Consider the following 25,711-nt stretch of genomic DNA (forward strand, 5'->3'; position numbering starts at 1 on the left):
CGCGACCCAAGCGCGCTCGTCATGCGCATCAGGGAGATCACGCAGACGCGTGTGCACTATGGCTATCGCCGCGTGCACGTGATGCTGCGCCGGGAAGGCTGGCGCGATAACCACAAGAGGGTCTACCGGCTGTATCGCGAGCAGGGCCTGTCGTTGCGGCACAAGCGGCCCAGGCGAAACAGGTCGGCGAGACTTCGACAGCCGAAGCAGACAGTCACTTCCGTCAACGAAATCTGGAGCATGGATTTCGTCGCGGACGCACTGTTTGACGGTCGGCGTTTGCGCACGCTCACGATCGTCGACAACTACACGCGTGAGTGTCTGGCTATCGATGTCGGGGCGTCGCTCAGAGGCGAAGACGTGGTTGCCGCCTTGGATCGCATCACGGCGAATCGGCCACTGCCGCGCTTTATCAAGGCAGATAACGGGTCCGAGTTCATCTCGAAAGCGCTGGATCGATGGGCATACGAGAACGGCGTGGAAATCGACTTCTCACGTCCCGGCAAGCCAACCGATAACGCAAAGAGCGAGTCGTTCAATGGACGCTTCCGCGAGGAGTGCCTGAACTCACACTGGTTCTTGTCGCTGGAAGATGCCAGCCGCAAAATCGAGGTGTGGCGTGAGTACTATAACGAGGCGCGTCCCCGTTCTGCACTGGAGTGGATGACGCCGGCCGAATTCGCTCGCCAGCAAGCGTGTCGAGTGAATTCGGCCCAGCCAACGGAGCCGGAAATTTCCAATTCAGAACGGCCCTGATTCCGGGTCAGCCTCAGCGCAGGTCTCGAAACATCGAAGATCGGACCTGAATTCGGGAGCACCCTTGTCCACATCATCGGCCAACGAAGTCGACGTACTGGGAGTTGAAGGTCTGATTCGCGGGTGGAATTGTCTTCTGCACGTCGGAAGCGAGCGTGTCGTCAACGTCGCTTCATGGCCGAGGCCGTGTGAAAACGCGCTCTGCCTGAAGCCTCTTTCAAAGTCGACCCTTCAGATCGCCGCGTAACGGCCTGGTGGCGACCCGGTAAGGGTGAAGCGACACCCGAAGACCGAGTGCTTTTGTGTTTTCGCACGCCCTCGACCGACTGCCGCCCGACGCGGCCGGCCGTAGCCGACCCTTCTCTGACACTCGACACTCACCGTCCCAATGTCTCTTATCAAGGCTGAACCGCCGCTCGACTGACCATGCGCCGGCGACAGCGAACGCCTCCAACTGGCCACTTCAATGGCGGCGAGAAATGCCACGCGCGACCTGAATCATGATCATCGAGGTCGGCCGTTACCGTGGACCGTATGCATGTGCGCAGATCCTTCGATTCGCGGCGCTTCTGATTTCGACAAGCATTGCATGATATGGCTGTCCAAGCACGCTTTCATCGTTTCCTTCTTTCTCGGTATCGCGCAGTCAGCGCATCAGGAGATTCTTGACTCGCACGTACATATTCTTGTGTCGCGACGCGGGTTTATGCGCCGCGCTCGAACGTCGATACTGCGCACGATCCGGCCATTGCCGGCATATTCGTGAAACTGCGTATCGACATGAAAGACTTCCCGGTTAAAAAAGCCCTCGCCCGGTCGCTCATAGCGGCCGCGATCCCGCTCGCGGCAGTGCTCGTGCTGTCGGCGTGCCATTCAGACGACAAGCCGCCTCCCCCGCCGTTGAGCGTGGTGGTCAGTCAGCCCGCTGTGCAGAACGTCAGAGGCGTCGATGTCTACGCGGGCCGCTTCGAGGCGATCGATACCGTCGAAGTGCGCCCTCGTGTGAGCGGCTATCTGGAGAAGGTCGCGTTCCGCGACGGCGCGTCGGTCAACAAAGGGGACGTCCTGTTTCTGATCGATCCGCGTCCCTATCAGGCATCCGTCGTTGCCGCACAAGGCGCGCTGGAACGCGCGTGCTCGCAGCTCGCGCTGAGCCAGCAGGAGTTCGATCGCGCCAGCGTGCTGATCGAGACCGACACCATCGCGCAAAGCCTTTTCGACCAGCGCAAGGAAGCGGTGCGAAGCGCACAGGCCGAGGTCATGAGCGCGCAAGGCGCGCTCGACCGCGCGCAACTCGACCTGTCTTTCACGCGAATCGTCGCGCCGATGTCCGGCCGGATCAGCCGCAAACGGATCAGCGAAGGCAATCTCGTGAAAGGCGGTGACAGCGACGCCACCGTGCTGACCACCATCGTGTCGCAAGACCCGATCGACTTCTATTTCGATGTCGACGAGCAAAGCTATCTGCGCTACACGCACGAAGCCGCCAAAGGGCAAGGCGACGCCTTGTCTCGTGACGTCCGTATCGCGCTCCCCGGCGACACGAAGCCTTCATTGCGCGGTCATCTGGACTTCGTCGACAACCGCCTCGATAACTCGACTGGGACGCTGCGCGAACGCGTCCGCATCGTCAATCCCGATCAACGCCTGAACCCAGGGCAGTTCGGCCGCGTGTATCTGTCGAGTAATACGACCCACCCGGCCCTGCTTGTGCCGGACTCGGCCGTTGCGACCGACGCCACACGGCGTGTCCTCTGGCTTGTCGACAACAATCGCAAGGTGTCGATCCGTCCTGTCGTTGTCGGCCGCCTATTCGGCAAGCTGCGGGAAGTCACCTCCGGCCTGCAAGCGGGCGACACCGTGATCATCGACGGCTTCCAGCGCGTGCGCGTGGGCGACACCGTCAGGCCCATCGTGCAGCGGATCGAGGCGCCCGCCGCCGCCGGCATCAAGGAGGACCTGCCATGAACCTCGGCCGTCTCTCCATCCAGCAACCCGTGCTGGCCATCGTCCTGTCGATTGTCATCACAATCGCAGGCGCACTCGCGTATTTCTCGCTAGCTGTCTCGGAGTACCCGGACATCGCGCCGCCCACGGTCGTCATTCAGGCGAGCTATCCGGGCGCTTCCGCCGAGACCGTTTCCGAAACGGTGTCGACGCCGATCGAACTCGAGGTCAACGGCGTCGAAGACATGCTGTATATGTACAGCCAGGCGACCTCCGACGGCGGCCTGAACATCACCGCGACGTTCAAGCCCGGCACCGACGTCGACAAGGCACAGGTGCTGGTGCAGAACCGCGTCGCGCTCGCGACCCCGCGCCTGCCCGAAACCGTCCAGCGCAGCGGTGTCTCGGTCCGCAAGTCATCGCCAACGCAGCTTGGCACGATCTTCCTGTACTCGCCGGACAACAGCTACGATCCGCTCTATGTGTCGAATTACGCGATCCGCAACGTGGCGGATGCGCTCAAGCGCATCGATGGCGTCGGCGACATCAATCCGCTCGGCGCACGCGAATACTCGATGCGTATCTGGCTCGACCCCGAGCGCGCCGCCTCGTTCAACCTGAGTCCGGGCGACGTGATCGCAGCGGTGCACGCGCAAAACACCCAGCTGGCGGGCGGCGTCATTGCACAGGCGCCGATCGTGAATCAGGCATTCCAGCCCAATCTGATATTCGAAGGGCGGCTCAAGCGCCCGGAAGACTTCAGCGATATCGTCATCAAGCAGGGGCCGGACGGCCGCCTCGTGCGCCTGAAGGACATTGCGCGCGTAGAAATCGGCGCGCTGGACTATACGACCGACAGCTACATGCTGCGCCATCCGACCATCGCGTTGCAGGTGCTGCAGCAGCCGGGCGCGAACGCGGTCGCGACGATGGCCGCAGTCGAAAAGAAAATGGCCGAGCTCGGCAAGGACTTCCCCAAGGGCATCGTCTACAACATCGGCTACAACCCTACCTCGTTCATCGGCGACAGCATCCACGAACTCGTCAAGACGATCTATGAAGCAGTGGTGCTGGTCGTGTTCGTCGTGCTGCTGTTCCTTCAGGGCTGGCGTCCATCGATCATTCCGATCCTGTCGATTCCGGTATCGCTCGTCGGCACGTTCGCGGTCATGGCGCTGCTGGGCTATTCGATCAACAACCTGACCTTGTTCGGCCTCGTGCTCGCCGTGGGGATCGTGGTCGACAACGCAATCGTCGTCGTAGAGAACGTCGAACGGCATCTCGCCTCGGGCGCTGGCGCGCGGGACGCGACGCTCGCGACGATGAAGGAAGTCGGCGGCGCGCTCTTTGCGATCACGCTGGTGCTGTGCGCGGTATTCATCCCCACGTCGTTCATTCCCGGCATCTCGGGCCAGTTCTTCCGGCAATTTGGCGTCACGATCGCCGTCTCCACCGCGATCTCGTTCTTCACGTCGATTACGCTCGCGCCCGCCTTGTCCGCGACCATCCTGAAGGCGCACGGCGATGCCCATGATCGCGTGGGCGGCGCATTCGCACCAGCTGTGAAGTACGTGCGGCGCTTCGCCGATGGATTCAACCGCTTGTTCCAGCGCCTTTCCGATGCGTACGGCGCGTTCGTGCGGCGCATCGTGACCGTGATTCCTTTGATGTCCGTGCTGTATGTGTTGCTGATCGGCGCGACGGCGTGGCTGCTCATCTCGAGTCCGAAAGGCTTCATTCCGGCGCAGGACCGTGGCTATCTGGTCGTGCTCGTTCACACGCCCGATGGCGCCACGCTCGAACGCACGAGCGCGGTGGCCCGCAAGATCGAAGACATTGCGCTGTCCGTGCCCGGCGTGGCCCGGGTGCCCGTCTTTTCCGGCGTGAATGCGGCAACCGGCACCAAATCCGCGAACGACGCCGGCCTCTTTCCGGTCTTCGAACCCTGGCCACAACGCAAGCAGCACGGACTGACGATCGACCGGATCGCAGACGAGTTGCGCAAGCGCCTCGCGTCGGTCACGGAGGCATCCGTCGTGGTCGCCATGCCGCCGCCTGTTCAGGGACTCGGCAGCACCGGCGGCTTCGCGATGCGGCTGGAAGACCGCAACGGTCTCGGCACAGCAGCGCTGGCCAAAGCAACCGAAGATCTCGTGGCCGCGGCCAACAAGACACCCGGCATGGTCGGCGTCTATACGCCGTATTCGGCGACGAACCCTCAGGTATACGCCGAACTCGATCGCGAGAAAGCCGAGATGCTTGGCGTATCGAATCAGGAAATCAACGACGCGATCGACATGTACTTCGGGTCGGCGTACATCAACGACTTCAACATTGTCGGCCGGACTTATCGCGTGACCGGGCAGGCCGACCTGCCGTTTCGTGTCACCGCCGACGACTTCGCGCGCCTGAAAGTCCGCAACCGCGACGGCGCGATGGTGCCGGTCGGCAATGTGACCCATATGAGCAATACGCTCGGCGTCGATCGCGTGCCGCGTTACAACCTGTATCCGGCCACCGAAATCAATGGCGACACAGCACCTGGCCTCGGCTCCGGCTACGCGATCCAGACGATGGAGACGCTGGCGAAGCAGGTATTGCCGCCCGGCATCGCTTTCGAATGGACCGATCTGTCGTATCAGCAGACCACCGCGGGCAACGCCGGGCTGCTGGTGTTCCCGATATGTGTGCTGCTCGTCTACCTGGTGTTGGCGGCGCAATACGGCAGCTGGAGCCTGCCGGTGTCGATCCTGCTGATCGTGCCGATGTGTCTGCTCGCCGCGTCGCTCGGCGTCAAGGCGCTCGGCCAGGACGTGAACATCCTCACGCAGATCGGCTTCATCGTGCTGATCGGGCTCGCGGCGAAAAACGCGATCCTGATTGTCGAAGTGGCGCGGCAGCTCGAAGCCGAAGGCAAGGCGCTGATCGAGGCCGTCGTCGAGGCATGCGTGCGGCGACTGCGCCCGATCGTGATGACGTCGCTCGCGTTCATTCTCGGCGTGCTGCCGCTCGTCATTTCCGAAGGCGCAGGTGCTGAAATGCGCCAGGCCGTCGGGGCTGCGGTGTTCTTTGGAATGATCGGCATCACGACCTTCGGCCTGCTGTTCACGCCGGTGTTTTATGTCATGGTCCGCCGCCTCGCCGTCGGCAAACGCCGCAGCGCGGAAGTGGCCGTGGAGGTATCCCAATGAATCTGCTTCGCCTGACTACCGCTCTCGCCGCCGCTGCCACGCTGGGCAGCCTCACCGCGTGCGCGAACCCGCCCGCTGCGGCCGTCACGCCGCCATCGCTCGCCACCGCGTATGCGAACGAGGCGCTCGCGCACAGCAGTGCCGTTCCGGATCTCACCGACTGGTGGCACGGCTTTCACGATCCGATCCTCGACCGGCTGGTCGCCACCGCGCTCGCCAGCAATCTGGATCTGAAAGCGGCCGTTGCGCGCATCGACGCCGCCCGCGCGCTGGAGGCCGGTGCCGCTTCGCAGCGGTTCCCGTCGCTCGATCTGAATACGGACGCCGCCCGTCAGCGGCTCTCGGCATCGCAAGCCTTCCCTACCGACACGCCGACGACCGGCAATGCATTCGGAATCAGCGCGAGCCTCGCATGGGAGCCCGACCTGTTCGGTCGCGTCCGGCAACGCGTGTCGGCGGCGAGCGCCGACGTCGACTCGGCCCGCAACGAGGCACTCGCGGTGCGGATCGCGACCATCGAGGAAACCATCCTGACCTACGTGAGCGTGCGCGGGCTCGAACAGCGCATCGACCTCGTTCAGGAAAACGCGCTGAGCCAGCGCAATACCGAGGCATCGACGCGCCGCATGTTCGAGGCGGGCGTGGTGCCGGCCGCCGACGTCGATCGCGCCGCGGCCCAGACCGAAACGACGCTTGCCGATCTGTCCGCCCTGGAATTGCAGCGTCAAACAGCTATTCACCGGCTATCGATCCTCACCGCGTCGACGCCGCAGGGCATCTACGCACAACTCGACCCGCCCGCCCCGATGCCCGCGTGGACACCGCCCGTTTCCGGCGTCGGCACACCCGCGGATCTGCTGCGCCGGCGGCCGGACGTGCGGGCCGCAGAGGCGCGTGTCGTGGCTGCCTACGCCCGCATCGGCGTTGCCGAAGCGGACCTGAAGCCGCGACTGCAACTGGTCGGCATGATCGGTGCGGCCATCGACAGCTTCTCAGGCATCACGCTCGCGCGCTCGCTTGCATGGGTGGCAGGCGCCAGCGCAACTGCGCCGATCTTCGACGGCGGCCAGCGGCGCAGCGTGGTCGCGTTGCGCCGCGCGGAAGCGGAACAGGCGCTCGATGCCTACCACGCAACCGTGCTCAACGCGGTCAGCGAGGTCGAAACGTCGATGGCGGCGACCGACCGGGACCATCGGCGCGCACAAAGCCTCGAACGCGCGACATCGAGCGCCCGCTCCGCGTACGAACAGATCAACCATTCGTGGCGCAGCGGCGAGTCGGCCTTCATCGACACGCTGGACGTGCAGCGCTCATTGCTCAAGGCCGAAGATGCAATGGTGCAGGCGCAGACCGAAACGTTGCGCAGCGAGGTGAGACTCGTCAGCGCACTGGGTCAATGAGCGGACGCACGCCACGTGCAAGCGCAAACGCAAATGCCGCATTCGCCTCGCGCGAGTGCGGCACCACAATGGCAACGGGATATTGTGTCGAACTGCGTCAGCGAATATCGCCGCTTTCCCTCAATTGCGCGCTGACGTAGTCGAGAAAATTGAGGATCCGCAGCGACAGCGTCGTATTCCGGTAGTAGACCGCGTGAATAGGTTGAAGAAATTCGACGGTCTCGTCCGCGAGCACCTCAACGAGCGCACCGCTGCGCCGATGCGTGCCGGTCATGAAGTCCGCGAGGCACACGATGCCCGCACCGTTTGCCGCGAGCGCAAGCAAGGTTTCGCCGCTCGACGCCTGCAGCGTCGGACGAACGCGCCACGAGTCGCCATGCTGCGAACGCAACGGCCACTGATTCAGCACCTCAGGTTGCGAAAAGCCCAGCAGCGTATGCGAGTCCAGATCGGGAACTGTCGTTGGGGTGCCATTTTTCGCAAGATACGCGGGGCTCGCGAGAATGCGCAGACGGCTACTGCCCAGCTTGCGCGCGTGCAGCGTGGAATCGTGAAGTTCGCCGATGCGCACGGCAACGTCCGTGCGATGTTCCAGCAGGTCGATGATCTCGTCGCTCGTATGCAGTTCGAGTTCGATATCCGGCCATGTATCGCGAAAGCCAGGCATGAGCGGCACGATCACGTGCTGCATGAACGGCGCGGCGGCGTTCACCCGCAATTTCCCGGCAAGCGCATCGCGCTTCAGCACGATCTGCTCCTCGGCCAGTTCGACGGAAGCGATGATGCCTCTGGCGTGTTCGAGAAACACGCGCCCTTCTTCAGTCAGTTCGAGCCGGCGAGTCGTGCGACGTATCAGCGTGGTGTCGAGTTTGTCCTCCAGGCGTCGCAGAATCCTGCTCATCACCGAAGTCGGTTGAGCAAGTCTCTCCGCAGCGCCCGTGAGCGAACCCACGTCGGCTATCGTCACGAACGCCATCATTTCGTCGAGGGTGGTCTTCATGCTATCGGCTGTCGTTCATCATTACCCGAGTACGATAGGCCGGTTTCCCTTACGTGATAACCTCGCGTAGCTGCGAATCATTTTCGACTTTAATTCAAGAATCGCGCTGATCTTCAGCCAGCAGACACCGATCGATGCAATCGTCCGGTGTCTGCTCTTTCAGCGGTTCACCATTTCGGTTCGACGTTAGCTGGCGTTAATCACTTTCGTTTCCAGAAAGTCTTCGAATCCGTACGCCCCCCATTCACGGCCGTTCCCTGATTGCTTGTAACCGCCAAACGGCGCATCGAACGACTGATCCGCGCCATTGAGGCTCACCATGCCGACCCGAAGCTGTCCCGCTACCGATCGCGCGAGGCCGGCGTCACCCTGGACATAAGCCGCGAGTCCATAAGGCGTGTCGTTGGCGATCGAAATGGCTTCATCGAGATTGCTGTATGGAATCATCGACAGCACAGGGCCGAAAATTTCCTCACGCGCAATGCGCATGGTGTTATCGACGTTCGCAAACACAGTCGGCTTGACGTAGAAACCCCGTTCAAGTCCCGTCGGCCGTTCGGGCCCGCCCGCAACGAGCGTCGCGCCTTCGTCGATGCCCGCCTGGATCAACGCCCGAACCTTCTCGAATTGCACTCGTGACGAAACGGGTCCGATATGCGCGCCTTGCTGTTCCGGAAGGCCCACGCTGATATCGCCTGCCGCCTGGCGTGCGATATCGATGGCTTGTGTGTATTCGGATTCCGGCACGAGCATTCGGGTCGGTGCGTTACACGACTGTCCGCTATTCGCCATACAGTGCCGCACGCCGCTCGCGACCGCGCGCCCCAGATCCGCTCCGGGCAAAATGATGTTCGGCGATTTGCCGCCGAGTTCCTGGGTGACACGCTTGACCATCTGAGCGCCCACGGCACCGATCGCAGTGCCTGCGCGCGTCGAACCCGTGAACGAAATCATATCGACGTTCGGATGTCGCACGAGTGCGGCTCCGGCCGTCGTCCCATCGCCCGTAATCATATTGAACACACCGGGCGGCAAATCGAGTTCGTCGATCAGTTCCGCCCAAAGCACCGCGCTCAACGGGGCAATTTCGCTTGGCTTGAGCACCATCGTGCATCCCGTCGCCAGTGCAGGCACGACCTTGCAGGCAATCTGGTTGATGGGCCAGTTCCAAGGCGTGATCAGCGCGCAAACGCCGATCGGCTCGCGCACCACGCTGCCGCCGGCAACCTCATGCCGAAAGCGGAATTCGCGCAACGCCTTGATGCCCGCCTCCAGATGGCCCTGCCCCGTGCGAGCCTGGGCGGCCGACGCGAAGTCGATCGGCGCGCCCATCTCTTGCGATATGGCGCGCGCCATATCGGCGTAACGCCTGTTGTAGGCGTCGAGCAGTTTGACGAGCCAGCGCTCGCGTTGCTCGAAGGTCGTTCGCGAATACTCGTCGAACGCCCCTTTCGCAGCGGCTACCGCGCGATCGACGTCTTCCGCGGATGCGGCCGCGATCGCCGTCAACACCGACTCGTCTGCCGGATTGTCGACCTCGATTTCCGCCCTCGCGTCCGGTGTTTGCCACTTCCCTGCAATATAGAACCGCTTCGCATCTGTCATTCGACTCTCCTGCTAGTGAGTTAAGAAGGGACGACTTCATTCCCGTCGGCAGCGCATCAGAACGTGATGCGTGGCATGCCGTTGATTTCTTCTCCAATACGGCCTGGCACTCCGTCATCGTTGAGCGGAATACTATGGTTGCCGGCAACTCCGGCGTTATCCATTCAGAACGATGACAGGGCGACCTTGCGTGTCATGTGTTTTCAACGACTCAAGTGCTTGCGGCAACTGCATCATCGGCATGGGTTCGACGGGCAGGGGCGCAAGCACGTGATGCAGTACCTCCGTAAATATGCGCTCACCTGCTTCGACCAATGCACTCCAATGCGCGCCCGTGCCATAGCCATGCAGTGCATTCAGCGCGACTTCATGCAATGAGATCGCCGTGGTAAATGGCTCGACGGGTGGCGTTTCCATGCGATCCTGGATGCAGACCAGATGACCATTCGCACCGATGCCGCGCGCCAGTCGGGCGGCGTGAGGACCGCTGACCGTATCGAACACCACGTCAAACAGATGATGCGGAGAAAGCGCACAGCTTCCGATGTCCGGCTCGATACACGTGGAAGCACCCAGACGCGCCATGCGTTCGAAGTGACGACGGTTGCACATGGCGGCGACGCGCCAGCGCGCACGCACGGCCAATTGCACCAGCAGCGTACCGACCGCGCCACCCGCGCCGGACACAAGCACCTCCAGTCCTGTCTGCTGCGGCACCTTCTGTATCGCCTGCCAGGCGGTGAGCATGGGACACGGCAACGCTGCCGCTTCGACAAAATTGAGTCCTGGAGGTAACCGCATAAGCGCCCGCACGGGCACCACGGTGTACTCCGCGAAGCTGCCGTTGCGCGTGAGCGCCTGATGATAGGCAACGCGTGCGCCGATCCATTCGCGTTGCACGCCTGCTCCAACCGCGACGACTTCGCCGGCTCCGTCGACACCCGGAATGTGGCCGGGCCGCCACGCAGGCGAACCCCACTCGATGAATTTCCAGTCAACCGGATTCAAGCCAATTGCGCGGTTGCTCACCAGCACCTCGCCCGGTTCCACCAAAGGCATCGTCACTTGCTGCCACGCGAGCGCACTGGGCGCGCCCGCAGTCGTCCAGGTCCAGGCACCCGTCGTATCGATCGTCACGCTGTGGTTGGACATCGTTACGCCACCGCCTCGAGCGCCCGGCCCGTCAGCGCTGCCTTGCCGAGCACGTAGTCGGCGCCCTTTTCGCCAATCATGATGGAGGCCGCGTTGGTGTTACCCGAAATGAGATTCGGCATCACCGATGCATCGATCACCCGCAGCCCAGCGACACCGCGCACGCGAAGCTCGGGGTCCACCACTGCGTGCTCACCGATGCCCATCTGGCATGTTCCAACGGGGTGATAGACGGTTTTCGCGCGTTTGCGGATATAGTCCAGCAGCGCGGCATGGGTGCCGATCGACGCACCGGGCAGCGCTTCTTCGCCGGTATAGGCACGCAACGCGGGTTGCGCGAGAATCTCGCGTGCCTTTTTGAGGCCTTCGACGGCGACACGCCGATCCTCGGCATGCTGGAAATATTTCGGGTCGATCGACAGCGCCGACTTCGGGTCAGCACTTTTCAGACGGATTTCGCCGCGACTCTGCGGACGTAGCACACAGGGATTGATCGTCGCGCCCGCCGACTTCACGTGATCCTGATCGAGATCGAGGAACACGATCGGCACGAAGTGCATCTGGATGTTCGGCCGGCCTTCAGGATCGTCGACGTTGACAAACGCACAGGCCTCCGTCACGTTCGACGTCACGGGTCCACTCTTGAACAGCAGATATTGCATTCCGTTCTTCAACGTATTGACGATACTGTCCTGACCGTAATAGCCATAGCTGCCGGTGCAGTAGGCGACTGCGGGAAACTCGATGTGGTCCTGCAGGTTGGCGCCCACTCCCCGCACGTCTTGCACGACCTCGATGCCATGCCGCGCGAGTTCGCCGGCATGGCCGATTCCCGACAGCATCAGCAGCCGCGGCGACTGTACGGCTCCGCCCGACAGAATCACCTCTTTGCATCCCTTCTCGCGGACAACCTTTCCGTGGTCGTCGAATTCGACACCGACCGCACGCCCGTGCTCGACAAGAATGCGGTCCACGCGGACCCCAGTCCGGATCGTCAGCCGGCCGCTTGCCTCAGCTGGTCGCAGATAAGCGACCGCGGCACTGCAGCGCCTGTTGTTGCGGGTCGTGATCTGGTTGAATCCAACCCCGTTCTGGCGCTCGCCGTTGAAGTCGTGTGAAAACGGAATGCCCGCCTGCTGGGCGGCGCGCACGAACGCCGTCGATAACTCGCAGCGCTGACTGAGATCGGATACGCCAAGCGGTCCACCGACACCGTGATAACGGTCATTGAGTCGTTCGTTGTCTTCCGCGCGTCTGAAATACGGCAATACTTCTTCGTACGACCATCCGGTGTTCCCGAGTCGCGCCCATTCGTCGTAGTCTTCGCGCTGTCCGCGAATGTAGATCAGCGCGTTCACCGAACTGCCGCCGCCCAGTACCCGCCCTTGCGGCACGATGCGCGGTCTGGCATCGAGGCCGCTCTGAGGTTCCGTCTCGTAGTGATACAGCAGATCCGTCGAAAGCAGCCGTGTGAAGCCCGCCGGAATATGCACGAGCGGGTTCTTGTCGCGCGGCCCCGCTTCGAGTAGCAGCACTTTCGCACCGGCCTCCACCAGCCGTCCGACAACGGCGCTTCCTGCCGAACCGCCGCCGATCACGATGTAGTCATACATCACGTGTCTCCATGGTCTCTGTTCTGATCGAATGACTAGGGGCGTCTGCTGCTGCGCGGCTCCCCAGCCTCAACGCATGATATATGATACATCCGAAGATCGGCAACCGATTGCCAAGATTTCAAGGCGGCCTGGGGCAAACACTCATCTTGGCTTTCTCATCTATAGATATATGATGCATCATCTATCATATTGAGAACCAGGTTGATACCACGCGGTGAGGCTATTACGTGTCGTGTCGATCGAATATCAGCATCACAGAGGAGACGATGAGCAACCATCTGGTCATGCGCAACATCAGCAAGCACTTTGGCGGCGTACAGGCGCTGCGCAGTGTCAGCCTTGAAGCACACGGCGGTCACGTGCATGCGCTGATGGGCGAAAACGGCGCAGGCAAATCGACGCTGATGAAAATTCTGGCCGGCGCATATTCGCCAGATGAAGGCGAGATACTGCTGGACGGTGAACGCCTCACGATTGACGGTCCACATGCGGCGCAGGCTCACGGCATATCCGTGATCCATCAAGAGTTTTCTCTCGCGAAACATCTGTCCGTCGCCGAGAACATCTTCTTGCACGACCTCGGCGCCGGGAAGACGATCATCAACTGGTCGCGGCTGAAGGCGCGCGCACGCGAGCAACTCGATGCGCTCGGCTTCGGCGAGCTGGATGTGTCCCGGCCCGTGTTCACCTTGTCGGTGGCCGAGCAGCAGATCGTCGAGATTTGCAAGGCGCTCTCTCGCACCTCGCGTGTGCTCGTATTCGACGAGCCGACAGCCGTGCTCACGGCACGCGAAACCACGCGCCTGTTTTCGCTGCTCGAGAGGCTCAAGCGCGATGGCGTGTGCATCATCTATATCTCTCACCGGCTCGAAGAAATTTTCCACCTGTGCGACAGCGCCACCGTGCTAAAAGACGGCGCCTTCGTCAGCACTGTGCGCATTGCCGACATCGATGAGACTCAACTCGTCCAGTTGATGGTGGGACGTGAGCTGGGCGATCTGTTTCCCGGGCGTGACGCCGCGATCGGCGATACGCGGCTCGAGGTCCGCAACCTGAATGCAGGCGATCGCGTTCAGGACGTCTCGTTTCATGTCCGTTCAGGCGAAGTGTTGGGTTTTAGCGGACTCGTCGGCGCGGGCCGCACGGAAACAATGCGCGCGATCTTCGGCGCCGATCGAAAAGACTCCGGCGAGATTCATGTCGATGGCCGGCCGCTCACTCGCATCAAGCGGCCTCGACACGGTATCGACGGCGGTATCGGCATGCTTCCCGAGGACCGCAAACAACAGGGCGTGCTTCTGAACATGCCGATACGCGTGAACGCGATGATGAAGCCTCGCAATGCGTTTGCCCGGCTGCGTTGCGTTCTCAATCACCGCGCCGAGCGTGCGCAAACGCGCGAGCTCATCAAACAGTTGCGCGTCAAGGCGCGCGACACCGAAATCAACGTGTCGACGCTTTCCGGCGGCAACCAGCAAAAGGTCGCGCTGATGAAGTGGATCTCGACCGGATGCCGCGTATTGATTCTCGACGAACCGACTCGCGGTGTCGATATCGGCGCAAAGATCGAGATCTATCAGGTCATTAATGATCTCGCACGCGCGGGCGTCGCCATCATCGTCGTCTCTTCTGACATGCCGGAAATCATTGGCCTGTGTGATCGCGTGGTGGTGATGCGCGCAGGCCGAATCGCGGGCGAACTCAGCGGCCCCGCCATCAATGAAAAGTCGCTGATATCGCTGGCCATGGGAGTGAAGTAATGGAAGGAATCATGCAAACGCGGCGGGCGAATGTTCCGCTGCTGCGCGGTCTGGTGCGTTATAACGCGCTCATCATGCTCGCGCTGCTGTTTATCGTATCGAGCATCATGTCGCCTGCCTTTCTGAGCGAAGAGAATCTGTACAACCTGTTGCGGCAGATGACGCCGCTGCTGTTCGTCAGCCTGGGCATGTTGCTCGTCATCAACACAGGCGGCATCGATCTTTCTGTGGGCTCGATTGCTGCGTCGGGCGGCCTGCTCGTCGCGATGCTGGTGCCCGTCATGCCGATGGGCGGTGCGCCCGCTCTTCTGGTCGCCGTCGTGATGGCCGTGCTGCTCGGCGCGATCTTCGGCGCGCTCAATGGCATGCTCGTGACGGCATTCGGACTCGCGCCGTTCATCGTCACGCTCGCCATGATGACGATCGCACGCGGCGTCACCTACATGATGTCGAACGGGCAGCCGACGATGTTGCCGCTCGATCTGCCCGCTGCAGACCTGCTCAACGATTTCGGCAGCGGCCGCATTCCGCTGATCGGGTTGCCATGGCCCGTTCTGCTCGCGGTTGTGGTCGCGCTGCTGTTCTACTTCGTGATGAACCACACCACGTTCGGACGCATGGTGATCGCGACGGGCAGCAACGAGACCGCAGTACGGCTGGCCGGCATTTCGGATCGCAGCTACAAGTTCTGGGTCTATGTGATCTCGGGTGCATTGAGCGCGGTGGCAGGCATCGTCTTCACCGCACGAACGGGTGTCGGCACGCCCATCACCGGTGTCGGCCTCGAGCTCGACGGCATCGCCACCTGCGTGATCGGCGGCGCATTGCTGTCGGGCGGCAAGGGCTCGGTTCCCAACACCGTCATAGGCGTGCTCGTGCTCGGTCTGATTGGCAACGTGATGAACCTGTTGAGCGTGCCCGTCTATCCGCAGCAGATCATCAAGGGCGTCATCATCGTCCTCGCCGTACTCGTCCAGCGCGTCGGCCAACGCTAAGCCCATCACCACACCTCGTGGGGCGACCGCACAAGACGACCCCGCACACACCGATTTCATCCAACAACACTCTTCAGGAGACTGATATGCGCGTTGCTCGCAGAGCATTCGCCGTCGCGACCATGCTGGCGTTCGGCATGACGGCCCCAACCTATGCACATGCGAAGGCGAAGATCTACTCGATGCTGCCCAACACCGCCTTGTCCGGCGTCGTCGACCCGGCGCTGCCCGATCGAACCGCCATCCGTAAAGCGTGGCCAAAACAGCCGGCGAATGCCGGTCAGCTGAAGATCGGCTGGACCGACATCACGCTGGGCAATCCGTGGTTCGTCGAACTCATCAAGGGTGCGCGGCAAACGTCGGCGAAGTATGGCTACGCCGTCGATGTCCAGGTGGCTGACGGCGATCTGCAACGTCAATGCGCGCAGATCGACAACTTCGTGACGCGCAAGATGGATGTGATCGTGGTGGACCCCACCGATACGCTCGGTGTCGCGGCGTGCATCAACCGTGCGGTCGATGCGGGCATTCCCGTTGTCACCGTCGGCACAACGCCCGACGCGAGTGCACGGGTATTGACGACGCTGCTCGGCAATCCCTATGCAAGCGGATTCGAAGTGGGGCAATACGTCGCCAGGACAGCGGGTAAAGACACGCCGATCGACGCCGCCGTGATTATCGGCGTGCTCGGGAATTCGACCTCCGAAAGCCGCATCAACGGCCTCATCGCGGGCATTGTCGACGCTCGCATGCGTGAACGTTCGCCGAATGCGAGTCGCGAAGACGCCATGCTGCGCGGCTTTGAACTCTTCCAGACGCTGAAGAAGACCGGCAAGCTGAGCGCGCCCGATATCAGGTTCAATGTGCTTGGACTTGGCGTAGGCAAATGGACCGAGGAAGGCAGTCTCGCCGCCACCGAAGACATTCTCTCCGCCAATGGCGACAAGCTGAATTTCATCCTCTCCGAGAACGACTTCATGGGGCTCGGTGCGCTGCGCGCGGTGCGCAATATGGGCAAGCAGGGGAAAATCCGTATCGCCGATGCGGCGGGCGGCTATCGCGGCGAACTGGATCAGATCAAGAAAGGCAACATTCTCGTCACGGGTGAAAACTCTGGCGAGCAAACAGGTGTGGCCGCGATCGAGTTCATTCACGAAGCCTTCACACGCCGCGTGGATGCCAACAACCTGCCGATGGGCTCAGGCTTTCCGCCCGCCATCATTACGCAGAGCAACGTCGACCAGAAGATCGATCCTGATCCGAAGAATCTCTTCTACAAGTACACGATTCCGCCCATCAAGTCGATTCCCGAAATTCGCGCTCAGGCCACGGGCAACTAGTCACTCTGCGTTCCAGAACCCCGACATCCGGGCACGCGAGGCACTCGTCCGCCAGTCCTCGCGCTCCCCATGGAGAATCGTCTATGAACTTTGAAATCGGCAGCTTTCGCGCAGACCTGTTTGCAGGAAAGCATGTCCTCGTTTCCGGTGCCACGAGCGGTATCGGACTGGCTATCGCCACCGCGTTTCAGCGGCTCGGCGCTCACACCATCGCGACAGGCTCGTCGTCAACGAAGCTCGCCGCGCTGCAGGACCAGAATTCGTTGGCGGGAATCCGTTTCGCGACTCTGGACGTGCGCAACGCGAGCGAGATCAGTGCATTTGTCGGCGACCTGCCGCGGCTCGATGTGCTGGTCAATGCAGCGGGCGTTGCGCGCCCGCATGACGAGTACGAGGACGACGTGTTCGGCAACGTGCTCGACGTCAATCTGCGCAGCGTGATGCGGCTCTCACAGGCAGCACGTCCGCTGCTCGAACAGACGCGCGGATCGGTCGTCAATATCGCCTCCATGCTCAGCTATCTCGCCGATGCCGACGTGCCCGCCTACTGCGCCAGCAAGACAGGTGTGGTGGGTCTGACACGCTCGCTCGCCCATGAATACGGCCGGCGCGGCGTACGCGTCAACGCCATTGCGCCCGGCTATCACCGCACCGACATGACGCGGATATTCTGGGAATCCGACGACCTGTCGACGAAAATCGTATCGAGGACCGCGTTAGGCCGCTGGGGCGAAGTGGATGATCTCGCAGGCGCCACCGTGTTCCTTGCATCCGATGCGGCTGCGTATGTCACGGGCGTGACGCTGCCAGTCGATGGAGGCTATGTATCCGGCTTCTGAGCAGGTTTGGCCGACTCAAAAAAGATGGCCGCCCCGGGGCGGCCATTTTCATCGTTGAAGCGCGTGGTGCTCAGGCGATGCCGCCGAAGCACAGATACTTGATTTCCAGATAATCGTCGAGACCATAGCGCGAGCCTTCACGTCCGAGACCGCTCTCCTTCACGCCACCAAAGGGCGCAACTTCCGTCGAGATGATCCCTTCGTTGATACCAACCATCCCACACTCGAGCGCCTCAGCGACGCGCCACACGCGACCGATATCGCGGCCATAAAAGTAAGCAGCGAGACCGAACGGCGTGTCGTTGGCCAGCGCGATCGCGTCGGCCTCGGTGCCGAACCGGAACAGCGGCGCGACAGGACCGAAGGTTTCCTCCGAGAATATCTGCATGTCGGGCGTCGCATTGGCGAGCACCGTCGGTGCGTAGAAGTTGCCGGACTGTTCGCCTCGCATGCCGCCCACGATCACGCGCGCGCCCTTCGCCCGCGCATCGGCGACATGCTCTTCGACCTTGGCGACCGCCTTCGCATCGATAAGCGGGCCGATCGTGACGCCCTCTTCCAGTCCGTTGCCCATCTTCATTTCGCGCACCTTGTCCGCGAGCTTCGCGGCAAACGCGTCGTAGACGCCGTCCTGCACCAGCAGACGGTTCGCGCACACGCAGGTCTGACCAGCGTTGCGATACTTGGAGGCGATCGCACCCTGTACTGCCGCGTCGAGGTCCGCATCGTCGAATACGATGAACGGTGCGTTGCCACCCAATTCCATCGAAGTCTTCTTGACCGTCGATGCGCATTGCGCCAGCAACAGTTTGCCGATTTCTGTCGACCCAGTGAACGACACCTTGCGTACGGCGGGATGCGAGGTGAGTTCAGAGCCGATCTCGTTGGCAGAGCCCGTTACACAGCTAACCACGCCCGCGGGAATTCCCGCCCGCTCGGCCAGCACGCATAGTGCGAGAGCGGAAAACGGCGTCTGGCTCGCGGGCTTGATCACCATGGTGCAGCCGGCAGCCAATGCGGGACCGAGCTTGCGCGTCAGCATGGCCGCGGGAAAATTCCACGGTGTGATCGCCGCGCAAACGCCGATAGGCTGCTTGAGTACGAGAATGCGCCTGTCGCTGGCGGGCGACGGGATTGCGTCCCCGTAGACGCGCTTCGCCTCTTCCGCAAACCATTCGATGAACGACGCCGCGTACGCGATCTCCCCTCGACTCTCCGCGAGGGGCTTGCCTTGTTCGAGCGTCATGATGCGCGCGAGGTCTACCCGATGCTCGAGCATCAGTTCGTACCAGCGCCGTAGCAGTTCGGCGCGCGCTTTTGCGGGCCGCGCACGCCACGCCGGCAACGCGCGCTCTGCCCCCTGAATCGCGCGGCGGGTCTCCGACGCGCCCATGCGCGGCACCGTTCCAAGCGATGCGCCCGTGGCGGGGTTCGTGACTTCGATCGTCGCGCCGTTGTTAGCTGCGAGCCAGTTTCCATCGATCAAACATGCGTGTCGAAGCAGTTCCGGGTCCCGCAAGGTGACGGCGCGCCAACCTTCCATTTCGTTCATGCTGTCCTCTTTTCAAAAACCGCGGCCGGCTGCCCGTCAAGACAGCCGGCCGCAGCTGTATATGCAACGCCGTCAGGCGTATGCAGTCATGTATCAGCTCACCCGCGTCAGCGCATCGCGCACGACCTGCGCGATACCCACCCCGTCCAGCTTGTAGTGCGCATACAGATGCGTCGGCGGTGCGATCAGGCTGTACTCGTCGTAGATGCCGTGTCGCACGACACGCACGCCGATCCCTTCGTCGGCGACCACTTCAGCCACGGCCGCGCCCAGGCCACCGATTACGTTGTGTTCTTCAACCGTCACCAGCGCTTTGGAACGGCGCGCCGCTTCGATAATGGCCACGCGATCCAGCGGCTTGATGGTCGGCATGTCGATGACGCCAACCGATTTGCCCGCGCTGCGCAATGCCTGTGCGGCCTCGAGTGCACCTGACACGGCGATGCCGCAAGCGATGATCGTGACATCGTCGCCTTTGGCATGCTCGATTGCCTTACCGATTTCGAATTTGACGCCGTCTTCGTAGACCTTGGGATCACGGCCGCGTCCGATCCGGAAATAGATCGGCTCCGGCCAGTTCACCGACGCCTTGAGCGCTGCGGCCAATTGCGGGCCGTCTGCCGGCGAAATCACGGTGAGGTTGGCGATCGCGCGCATCGTCGAAATGTCTTCGGTGGCGTGGTGCGATGTCCCGTAGAAGCCCAGCGAAATTCCCGTATGGTGGCCAATAAGACGCACCGGCAGTTTGCAATACGCGACGTCCATACGAATCTGTTCGCAGCACAGCAAACCGAGGAACGACGCGAACGTCGCAACGAATGGCATCACACCCGTGGTCGCCATGCCGGCGGCAGCCGACACCATGTTCTGCTCGGAAATGCCGAACTGGACGTAACGCTCGGGAAACGCGGTCGCGAACTTGTTCAGGCCGTTCGAATACTGCAGATCGGCCGAGCCCGCGATCACCGGATGGCCTTGGTTGGCGAGTTCGATGAGCGCATCGGACAGATAGTCCAGACCGGGGTTCAGCGCATTGAGCGCACGATACTGCCAGGAAGTGGAGTTTTGGGGTGCGGACATGTTCAGATCACCTTGCTTTTGATTTCGTCGATTGCGCGTTGCGCGTCGTCCGGGGCGAGATAGCCGAGATGCCAGCCCGGCTCCGTTTCCATGTACGACACCCCCTTGCCCTTGATCGTGCGCGCGACGATGCAGACCGGCTTGTCGCGCCCGGCCGTCTGCGCCTTCACGCGGCGCAGCAGCGGGACAAGCGCCGTCAGGTCATGCCCGTCCACTTCGTAGGTTTCCCAGCCGAAAGCGCGCCATTTTTCCATCAGCGACTCGATGCCGATGACATCGTCGACCTTGCCGTCGAGTTGAAACCCATTGCGATCGACGATCGCAATCAGATTGTTCAGCCGGTGATGCGCGGCAAACAACGCTGCTTCCCACACCTGGCCTTCCTGCATTTCTCCATCGCCAAGCATCGTGAAGACGTTGAACGACTTCCCGTTCATTTGCGCGGCCTTCGCCATGCCCGCGCCGTTGGAAAGCGCATGGCCGATCGAACCCGAACTGAAGTCGATGCCCGGCACCTTCGTCATATCCGGATGGTCGCCCAGCGGATTGCCGAGCCGCGTATATCCGTTCAGCGTTTCAGTGTCGATGAAACCGTACTCTGCAAGGATCGGGAAAAGCCCCACTGCCGCGTGTCCCTTACCCATCGTGAAGCGGTCCCGATCGGTCCATTGCGGCTCGCCACGACGAATCGCCATGACGTCGTAGTAGAGCGCGGAAAAAAGCTCCGCTGCCGAAAACACCGACGAGTAGTGTCCCGTCTTGGCGATCTCGATCAGGCGAATCGTCTCGAGACGGATGAACTGGGCCTTCTCGCGCAAACGCGAAAGCTCCTCTGGCGTAAGGGGCGCTTCACGCGCCTCGACTGCTGCTGACATAACGTCTCCTGTGGCGGCCTTGCGACCGGAAATCAATTGGGTAAAAGGTACTTCTTCACAATCACGCATGATATATGATGCATCATCACAATGGGCAGTGCAAGATTTCATCGGCTGCGTGATTACGCGGTCTTATGCGATAAACGCTTTCAGCGCCTCGAACTGATCGACGATATGATCGGGCGCAAGCTGCTCGCAGCGTCGGTGATCGCCGTAGCCGTAGCGCGCCCAGCAGGCCTGAGCGCCGATCGCACGAGCGAAACCAATGTCGGCGTGCGTATCGCCTACAACGACGGTTTGTGCCGGCGCGATCCCAGCAAAGCGAGGCTCGATGAAACGCTGGTAAGCCGCAGGATCCGGTTTCCTAGGCATACCCGGACGGTCGCCCACGACGAGATCGATAGCGTCGCGGATGCCGTAGTGAGAGAGCGCCTGCTCCACGGACGACACCCCCTTGTTACTTACAACGGCCGTGTGTGCGCCCTCTGCGCGCAAGCGCTCGAGCGTCGCGCCCACGCCGGGAAAGAGCCGCGTTTGCGGTAATCCGGTCGTGTCATACAACGAGCGATAACAGGCCGTCCAGCGCGCGGCGGCCTCGATGTCGAGCGACGGACCGTGCAAGTGACGCATCACGTCGGGTATGGCAAGCCCGGCGCCGATCGCCTCGATGACGCTCTTCCACGGCGGTCTCGCGTGCGCAAAAACGTCGAACGTCGCTTCGACACAATTGACGATGGCTTCATGCGTGTCCGCCAACGTGCCGTCGAAATCGAAGATAAAGAGTCTGATCATCGCCCTGCCTGAAGTTGCGTTGCCCGATGATGACGCATCATATATCATTAACAAATCGCAGTCATCGTATAGATCGCAACAATATGAGCATCGGAGAAGAGACCGTGAGTATCGACAACACCAGGCACGCTCCCATCAACGGAAAGACGAAAGTCATTGTTCTGATGGCGTGGCCGGCCGACCACATTCGCACCCCCACGTTCTTCAATGCGCTATGCGCCGAGCGCGGCATCAATGCTGTCATGGTGCCGTGGGCAGTGCGTCCCGAGCATCTTTCGGACGCATGGAACGGCCTGCGCTTTGTCGACAATCTCGCCGGTGTCGTCCTGACTATCCCTCATAAGCAGGCGGCCGCTGCGCTCTGCGATTCGCTCGAAGACGATGCCGCACGGCTCGGCGTGGTCAATACGGTGCGACGCAATGCTGACGGAACCTACACAGGCCGCATGTACGACGGCGTGGGTTTCGTGGACGGATTGCGTAATCAGGGCGTGACGCTCGAAAGTCAGCGAGTCTTGCTGCTGGGCGCCGGCGGTGCCGCGACGGCAATTGCGCTCGCGCTCGCCCGCGCAGACGTCGGCGCACTAACAATCGCAAATCGCAGCCCGGAAAAAGCGCAGCAACTGGCACAACTCATCCGGCAACACGCGCCGCACGCAAGAGTCGAAGCGGGTAGCACCGATCCAAGGGGTCACGACATTGTCGTCAACGCCACCTCGCTCGGTCTCAAGGAAGGCGACGCTCTGCCCTGCGACGTCGCTCGCATCGAACCAGGCGTGGTGGTCGCGGAAGTCGTGATGCAGCCGCCCGTCACTCCCCTGCTTTCCGCCGCGGCGAAGCGCGGCGCTCGCACTCATCTCGGAGAGCGCATGGTCACGGCCCAGCTCGAGCGCTTCGTCGAATTCCTGCTGGATACGGAAGTGCGGAGCTGACTCCCGGCGGCGCGAAGCGGCGATGAGATATCATGCACGATATAGCACCTGGCTGATAACCCACGATGAAAACACCTCCTCCCCTCGAGAAAAGCAATCTTTCGTCGCGTACCTATGATCAGATTCGCAACGCGCTGATGAACGGCGAATACTCGCCTGGCGACCGGATCCGCATCGCCAATATGGCGGAGTCGCTCGGTATCAGCATCACGCCTGTGCGAGAAGCCATCTTTCGGCTCGTCAGCGAGCAGGCGCTCGAAATGACGGCGGCAACGTCGATCAAGGTTCCGGAACTGGATTCGGCAACGGTGGCTGAAATCCAGCTGATGCGCCGTCTTCTGGAGGGTGCCGCTGCCGAGCGTGCCGCGCTCGTCGTGACGAAACCGCAAATCGAGGCGCTGTCTGCCACGCACGACAGATTCATCGCAGCCGTTTCGGTCAGTCCGGCCGAGGCCGCCCGCATCAATCGCGACTTCCATTTCCAGCTGCTGAGCATCGCCGGCATGCCGAGTCTTTTCGATGTCGTGGCCGGACTCTGGGTTCGCATGGGTCCGCTTCTGCACGTGTTTCATTCGCACGTGCCGGCGCGCGCGATTTCCAACCGGCATCATCCGCATTACCGCGTGCTGAGCGGGCTGAAAAAGAAAGATGGCGTTGCGGTATCGACGGCAATTCAGGAAGACATTGCCTGGGGCGAGCGTGTGCTTCTCGAATGGATGACGCAGAACGACTTGCGCAGCGCGTAAAATCCGGGCAGGTCACACTACACTGCCCCACTTGCTGCGGTGCCCTCGTTGTCGCGCGAGGGCATCAGCGTGCCAGCCGGCCGTTACGCGATTCCGAAGCCGCCATCGACGGGAAGCACCGCCCCAGTGACGTACTCCGCGGCTGGCGAGCAGAGAAACCCCACCACGCGTGCGACGTCCATCGGTTCTCCCCACCGCTTGAGAGGCAGGCGCGCCATGATGGCGGTGCTGCGCTCAGGGTTGTCGAGCGCTCCTGACGACAACCGCGTCCTGATCCAGCCCGGGGCGATGGCGTTGACGCGCACGCCCTGCTCTGCGAGTGCGACTGCGTAAGAGCGCGTTAGTCCGAGAACACCCGCCTTGCTCGCCGCGTATGCCGGATTGTTTTTCGAGCCAAAAAAACTCCACATAGACGCGACATTGACGATCGCGCCACGCCGCCGCGCAAGGCGCTCGCACGTCACATCAATGAGAATCTGCGATCCGCATAAATTGATGTCCACCACGCGTCGAAACCCTTCCGGAGCAAATTCCCGGCCTTCGTGAAGTATGATGCCCGCGCAATTGACCAGATAATCGATCTCATCGAGATCAGCCAACGCACTCGCCACCTGTTCGCTCGACGTGACGTCCGCTTTGCGAAAGGTAACGGATTTAGGGAGATCGTCATCCACATCGATCCCCAAGGCAACCACGGTGCCCGTCTGTGCGAGGTATTCCGCAACCGCGCGCCCGATGCCCGTTCCGCCGCCAGTCACAACTGCGACGCCGTTCCGCACGGATGTTTGTTCAACCATTTCTCATCTCCGGTGTTTTAACATAACGTATCATATATGATACATCCATATCGACGAACGATGCGTCACTGTCTCAAGGGGGAATACCCTGGATTGGCTTCCAATGACGCATCATGCATCATATATCTTTACTAGGGAGCTCCGTATGAAGAGCCTCATCGACAGCATCAATTCGTGGAGAATCTAGCAACATGCAGCATCTTGTTTTCGGCTCGCCTGGCCGTTACGTGCAGGGAGAAGGAGTCATCGGTTCCATCGGATACTGGTTGGTCGAGCACGCCAGATCCGCGTTGATCGTGTGCGATGCAGGCGTACGCCAAATCGTCGAGTCACAGGTCGAGGCTTCGTGCGAAAAGCACAACGTTCGTTGCGTGTGGACAGAATTCGGCGGCGAGTTGGTGTCGGCCGCCGTGGACGCGCTTGTGAACGATGCGTCCAGGCACGACTTCGAGATCGTCGTCGCGATCGGTGGAGGCAAAACACTCGATGCGGGCAAAGCACTATCGCACGTAACCGCCCGTCCCCTCGTGACTGTGCCGACCATCGCCTCTAACGACTCGCCGACGTCCAAAAACTATGTCCTCTACGACGAACATCACCAGTTGGCCGAGGTGCGCCACATGCCGCGCAGCGCCGTGCTCGTGCTGGTCGATACAACCGTACTCGCGCGTGCGCCTCGCGCCTTTCTCGTCGCGGGTATCGGCGACGCGGTATCCAAGTATTTCGAAGCAAGTCAGTGCATGCGGGCACAAGGCAAGAACCTGTTTGGTGCCCGGCCTTCGTACGCGGGCTATGCACTCGCACAGGCATGCTACGAGGCGATACGCGAGCATGCCGAAACCGCGCTGAGCCAGGTGCAAACTCATGGCGTGACAGCGTCGTACGACCGGCTCATCGAAGCAGTCATTCTGCTCAGCGGGCTTGGTTTTGAAAGCGGCGGCCTCTCGATCGCTCACGCGATGACGCGTGGGCTATCCCGTCTGGACAGTGATCGACCTTCCCCGCATGGCCATCAGGTCGCCTACGGTCTGCTCGTGCAGTTGCATCTCGAACAACGACCGGCCGCTTTTATCGACGACATCGTGGATTTCTTCACGCGCATCGGCCTGCCCACACGTTTGCTCGGCACGAGCGGGTTGGGTGCACAAAGCATGGATCGCGCAATGCTGGAGCAGATCGCCGAACACACCATGCGAGCGCCACATATTGCGAATTTCGAGCGGCCAGTCGATGCGAACGATCTGATCGCCGCGATGCTGGCCGTAGAGAAGCGCGCGGAACGCGATCTCGCCTGAACATACGCACACTATTCGAAAAGTTGGAGGAGCTGTGAATC

General features: G+C 61.6%; 20 protein-coding genes. 11 read left to right on the forward strand and 9 right to left on the reverse strand.

What is annotated here, in order from left to right:
* The 4 genes from H3V53_RS27380 to H3V53_RS27395 form a co-directional block, all read left to right on the forward strand.
* The coding region (locus H3V53_RS27380) for an IS3 family transposase (RefSeq protein ID WP_336600604.1) at positions 1–756 on the forward strand (756 nt) is incomplete at its 5' end.
* 762 nt (positions 757–1,518) lie between these two features.
* The gene (locus H3V53_RS27385) at positions 1,519–2,724 is read left to right on the forward strand and encodes an efflux RND transporter periplasmic adaptor subunit (protein WP_336600605.1); all 1,206 of its coding nucleotides are present in this window, start codon (positions 1,519–1,521) and stop codon (positions 2,722–2,724) included.
* A complete protein-coding gene (locus tag H3V53_RS27390) occupies positions 2,721–5,894 on the forward strand; it encodes an efflux RND transporter permease subunit (protein ID WP_336600606.1) in 3,174 nt (1,057 codons plus the stop codon). Before H3V53_RS27385 ends, H3V53_RS27390 begins: the two co-directional genes overlap by 4 nt.
* Complete coding sequence (locus H3V53_RS27395; RefSeq protein WP_336600607.1) at positions 5,891–7,294, forward strand: efflux transporter outer membrane subunit; 1,404 nt, start codon at positions 5,891–5,893, stop codon at positions 7,292–7,294. The genes H3V53_RS27390 and H3V53_RS27395 overlap by 4 nt, the downstream gene beginning before the upstream one ends.
* A 97-nt stretch (positions 7,295–7,391) precedes the next feature.
* Here the strand turns inward: H3V53_RS27395 and H3V53_RS27400 are convergent, their stop codons facing one another.
* The 4 genes from H3V53_RS27400 to H3V53_RS27415 all read right to left on the reverse strand — a co-directional run bounded on the left by H3V53_RS27400 (position 7,392) and on the right by H3V53_RS27415 (position 12,664).
* A complete protein-coding gene (locus H3V53_RS27400; RefSeq protein ID WP_336600608.1) occupies positions 7,392–8,294 on the reverse strand; it encodes a LysR substrate-binding domain-containing protein in 903 nt (300 codons plus the stop codon).
* Positions 8,295–8,480: 186 nt separating this feature from the next.
* Positions 8,481–9,899 (reverse strand): aldehyde dehydrogenase family protein, encoded by a 1,419-nt coding sequence (locus H3V53_RS27405; RefSeq protein ID WP_336600609.1) that lies wholly within the window; start codon positions 9,897–9,899, stop codon positions 8,481–8,483.
* Between the two features lie 156 nt (positions 9,900–10,055).
* Positions 10,056–11,051, reverse strand: coding sequence for a zinc-binding dehydrogenase (locus H3V53_RS27410; protein ID WP_336600610.1), 996 nt, complete (start codon positions 11,049–11,051; stop codon positions 10,056–10,058).
* Between the two features lie 2 nt (positions 11,052–11,053).
* The gene (locus tag H3V53_RS27415; RefSeq protein ID WP_336600611.1) at positions 11,054–12,664 is read right to left on the reverse strand and encodes a GMC family oxidoreductase; all 1,611 of its coding nucleotides are present in this window, start codon (positions 12,662–12,664) and stop codon (positions 11,054–11,056) included.
* A gap of 269 nt (positions 12,665–12,933) precedes the next feature.
* On the opposite strand from H3V53_RS27415, the gene H3V53_RS27420 reads away from it, so the two are divergent.
* From H3V53_RS27420 to H3V53_RS27435, 4 genes are all read left to right on the forward strand, one after another.
* The gene (locus H3V53_RS27420; protein WP_336600612.1) at positions 12,934–14,427 is read left to right on the forward strand and encodes a sugar ABC transporter ATP-binding protein; all 1,494 of its coding nucleotides are present in this window, start codon (positions 12,934–12,936) and stop codon (positions 14,425–14,427) included.
* 11 nt (positions 14,428–14,438) lie between these two features.
* Positions 14,439–15,422, forward strand: coding sequence for an ABC transporter permease (locus H3V53_RS27425; protein WP_336600613.1), 984 nt, complete (start codon positions 14,439–14,441; stop codon positions 15,420–15,422).
* 86 nt (positions 15,423–15,508) lie between these two features.
* Entirely contained in the window at positions 15,509–16,762 is a 1,254-nt protein-coding gene (locus H3V53_RS27430; RefSeq protein ID WP_336600614.1) for a sugar ABC transporter substrate-binding protein, read from the forward strand.
* Between the two features lie 83 nt (positions 16,763–16,845).
* Positions 16,846–17,601, forward strand: a complete 756-nt coding sequence (locus tag H3V53_RS27435) for an SDR family NAD(P)-dependent oxidoreductase (RefSeq protein ID WP_336600615.1) — start codon at positions 16,846–16,848, stop codon at positions 17,599–17,601.
* A gap of 70 nt (positions 17,602–17,671) precedes the next feature.
* Here the strand turns inward: H3V53_RS27435 and gabD are convergent, their stop codons facing one another.
* The 4 genes from gabD to H3V53_RS27455 form a co-directional block, all read right to left on the reverse strand.
* Complete coding sequence (gene gabD / locus H3V53_RS27440) at positions 17,672–19,153, reverse strand: NADP-dependent succinate-semialdehyde dehydrogenase (RefSeq protein WP_336600616.1); 1,482 nt, start codon at positions 19,151–19,153, stop codon at positions 17,672–17,674.
* A 93-nt stretch (positions 19,154–19,246) separates the two neighbouring features.
* Positions 19,247–20,233: a transketolase family protein gene (locus H3V53_RS27445; protein WP_336600617.1), complete on the reverse strand. Its 987-nt coding sequence runs from the start codon at positions 20,231–20,233 to the stop codon at positions 19,247–19,249.
* A gap of 2 nt (positions 20,234–20,235) precedes the next feature.
* Positions 20,236–21,108 (reverse strand): transketolase, encoded by an 873-nt coding sequence (locus H3V53_RS27450; RefSeq protein ID WP_336600618.1) that lies wholly within the window; start codon positions 21,106–21,108, stop codon positions 20,236–20,238.
* 132 nt (positions 21,109–21,240) lie between these two features.
* Positions 21,241–21,900 (reverse strand): HAD family hydrolase, encoded by a 660-nt coding sequence (locus tag H3V53_RS27455; RefSeq protein WP_336600619.1) that lies wholly within the window; start codon positions 21,898–21,900, stop codon positions 21,241–21,243.
* A gap of 104 nt (positions 21,901–22,004) precedes the next feature.
* Between H3V53_RS27455 and H3V53_RS27460 the strand changes: the two genes are divergently transcribed.
* Together H3V53_RS27460 and H3V53_RS27465 are read left to right on the forward strand one after the other, a co-directional pair.
* Positions 22,005–22,832, forward strand: coding sequence for a shikimate dehydrogenase family protein (locus H3V53_RS27460; protein ID WP_336600620.1), 828 nt, complete (start codon positions 22,005–22,007; stop codon positions 22,830–22,832).
* Positions 22,833–22,897: 65 nt separating this feature from the next.
* Complete coding sequence (locus H3V53_RS27465; protein WP_336600621.1) at positions 22,898–23,578, forward strand: GntR family transcriptional regulator; 681 nt, start codon at positions 22,898–22,900, stop codon at positions 23,576–23,578.
* A gap of 83 nt (positions 23,579–23,661) precedes the next feature.
* On the opposite strand, the gene H3V53_RS27470 is transcribed toward H3V53_RS27465, so the two are convergent.
* Positions 23,662–24,375 (reverse strand): SDR family NAD(P)-dependent oxidoreductase, encoded by a 714-nt coding sequence (locus H3V53_RS27470; RefSeq protein ID WP_336600622.1) that lies wholly within the window; start codon positions 24,373–24,375, stop codon positions 23,662–23,664.
* A 191-nt stretch (positions 24,376–24,566) separates the two neighbouring features.
* Between H3V53_RS27470 and H3V53_RS27475 the strand changes: the two genes are divergently transcribed.
* The gene (locus H3V53_RS27475) at positions 24,567–25,670 is read left to right on the forward strand and encodes a glycerol dehydrogenase (protein ID WP_336600623.1); all 1,104 of its coding nucleotides are present in this window, start codon (positions 24,567–24,569) and stop codon (positions 25,668–25,670) included.
* The last annotated feature ends 41 nt before the right edge of the window (positions 25,671–25,711 follow it).

The organism is Paraburkholderia bengalensis (assembly GCF_037126505.1).
GTDB lineage: Bacteria > Pseudomonadota > Gammaproteobacteria > Burkholderiales > Burkholderiaceae > Paraburkholderia > Paraburkholderia bengalensis.

Coding starts and splice junctions, on each gene's coding strand:
- gabD (WP_336600616.1), bottom strand. CDS start 19,153: ATGAACGAAATGGAAGGTTGGCGCGCCGTCACCTTGCGGGACCCGGAA.
- H3V53_RS27425 (WP_336600613.1), top strand. CDS start 14,439: ATGCAAACGCGGCGGGCGAATGTTCCGCTGCTGCGCGGTCTGGTGCGT.
- H3V53_RS27390 (WP_336600606.1), top strand. CDS start 2,721: ATGAACCTCGGCCGTCTCTCCATCCAGCAACCCGTGCTGGCCATCGTC.
- H3V53_RS27465 (WP_336600621.1), top strand. CDS start 22,898: ATGAAAACACCTCCTCCCCTCGAGAAAAGCAATCTTTCGTCGCGTACC.
- H3V53_RS27470 (WP_336600622.1), bottom strand. CDS start 24,375: ATGGTTGAACAAACATCCGTGCGGAACGGCGTCGCAGTTGTGACTGGC.
- H3V53_RS27410 (WP_336600610.1), bottom strand. CDS start 11,051: ATGTCCAACCACAGCGTGACGATCGATACGACGGGTGCCTGGACCTGG.
- H3V53_RS27400 (WP_336600608.1), bottom strand. CDS start 8,294: ATGAAGACCACCCTCGACGAAATGATGGCGTTCGTGACGATAGCCGAC.
- H3V53_RS27415 (WP_336600611.1), bottom strand. CDS start 12,664: ATGTATGACTACATCGTGATCGGCGGCGGTTCGGCAGGAAGCGCCGTT.
- H3V53_RS27430 (WP_336600614.1), top strand. CDS start 15,509: ATGCGCGTTGCTCGCAGAGCATTCGCCGTCGCGACCATGCTGGCGTTC.
- H3V53_RS27435 (WP_336600615.1), top strand. CDS start 16,846: ATGAACTTTGAAATCGGCAGCTTTCGCGCAGACCTGTTTGCAGGAAAG.
- H3V53_RS27395 (WP_336600607.1), top strand. CDS start 5,891: ATGAATCTGCTTCGCCTGACTACCGCTCTCGCCGCCGCTGCCACGCTG.
- H3V53_RS27445 (WP_336600617.1), bottom strand. CDS start 20,233: ATGTCCGCACCCCAAAACTCCACTTCCTGGCAGTATCGTGCGCTCAAT.
- H3V53_RS27450 (WP_336600618.1), bottom strand. CDS start 21,108: ATGTCAGCAGCAGTCGAGGCGCGTGAAGCGCCCCTTACGCCAGAGGAG.
- H3V53_RS27420 (WP_336600612.1), top strand. CDS start 12,934: ATGAGCAACCATCTGGTCATGCGCAACATCAGCAAGCACTTTGGCGGC.
- H3V53_RS27455 (WP_336600619.1), bottom strand. CDS start 21,900: ATGATCAGACTCTTTATCTTCGATTTCGACGGCACGTTGGCGGACACG.
- H3V53_RS27475 (WP_336600623.1), top strand. CDS start 24,567: ATGCAGCATCTTGTTTTCGGCTCGCCTGGCCGTTACGTGCAGGGAGAA.
- H3V53_RS27405 (WP_336600609.1), bottom strand. CDS start 9,899: ATGACAGATGCGAAGCGGTTCTATATTGCAGGGAAGTGGCAAACACCG.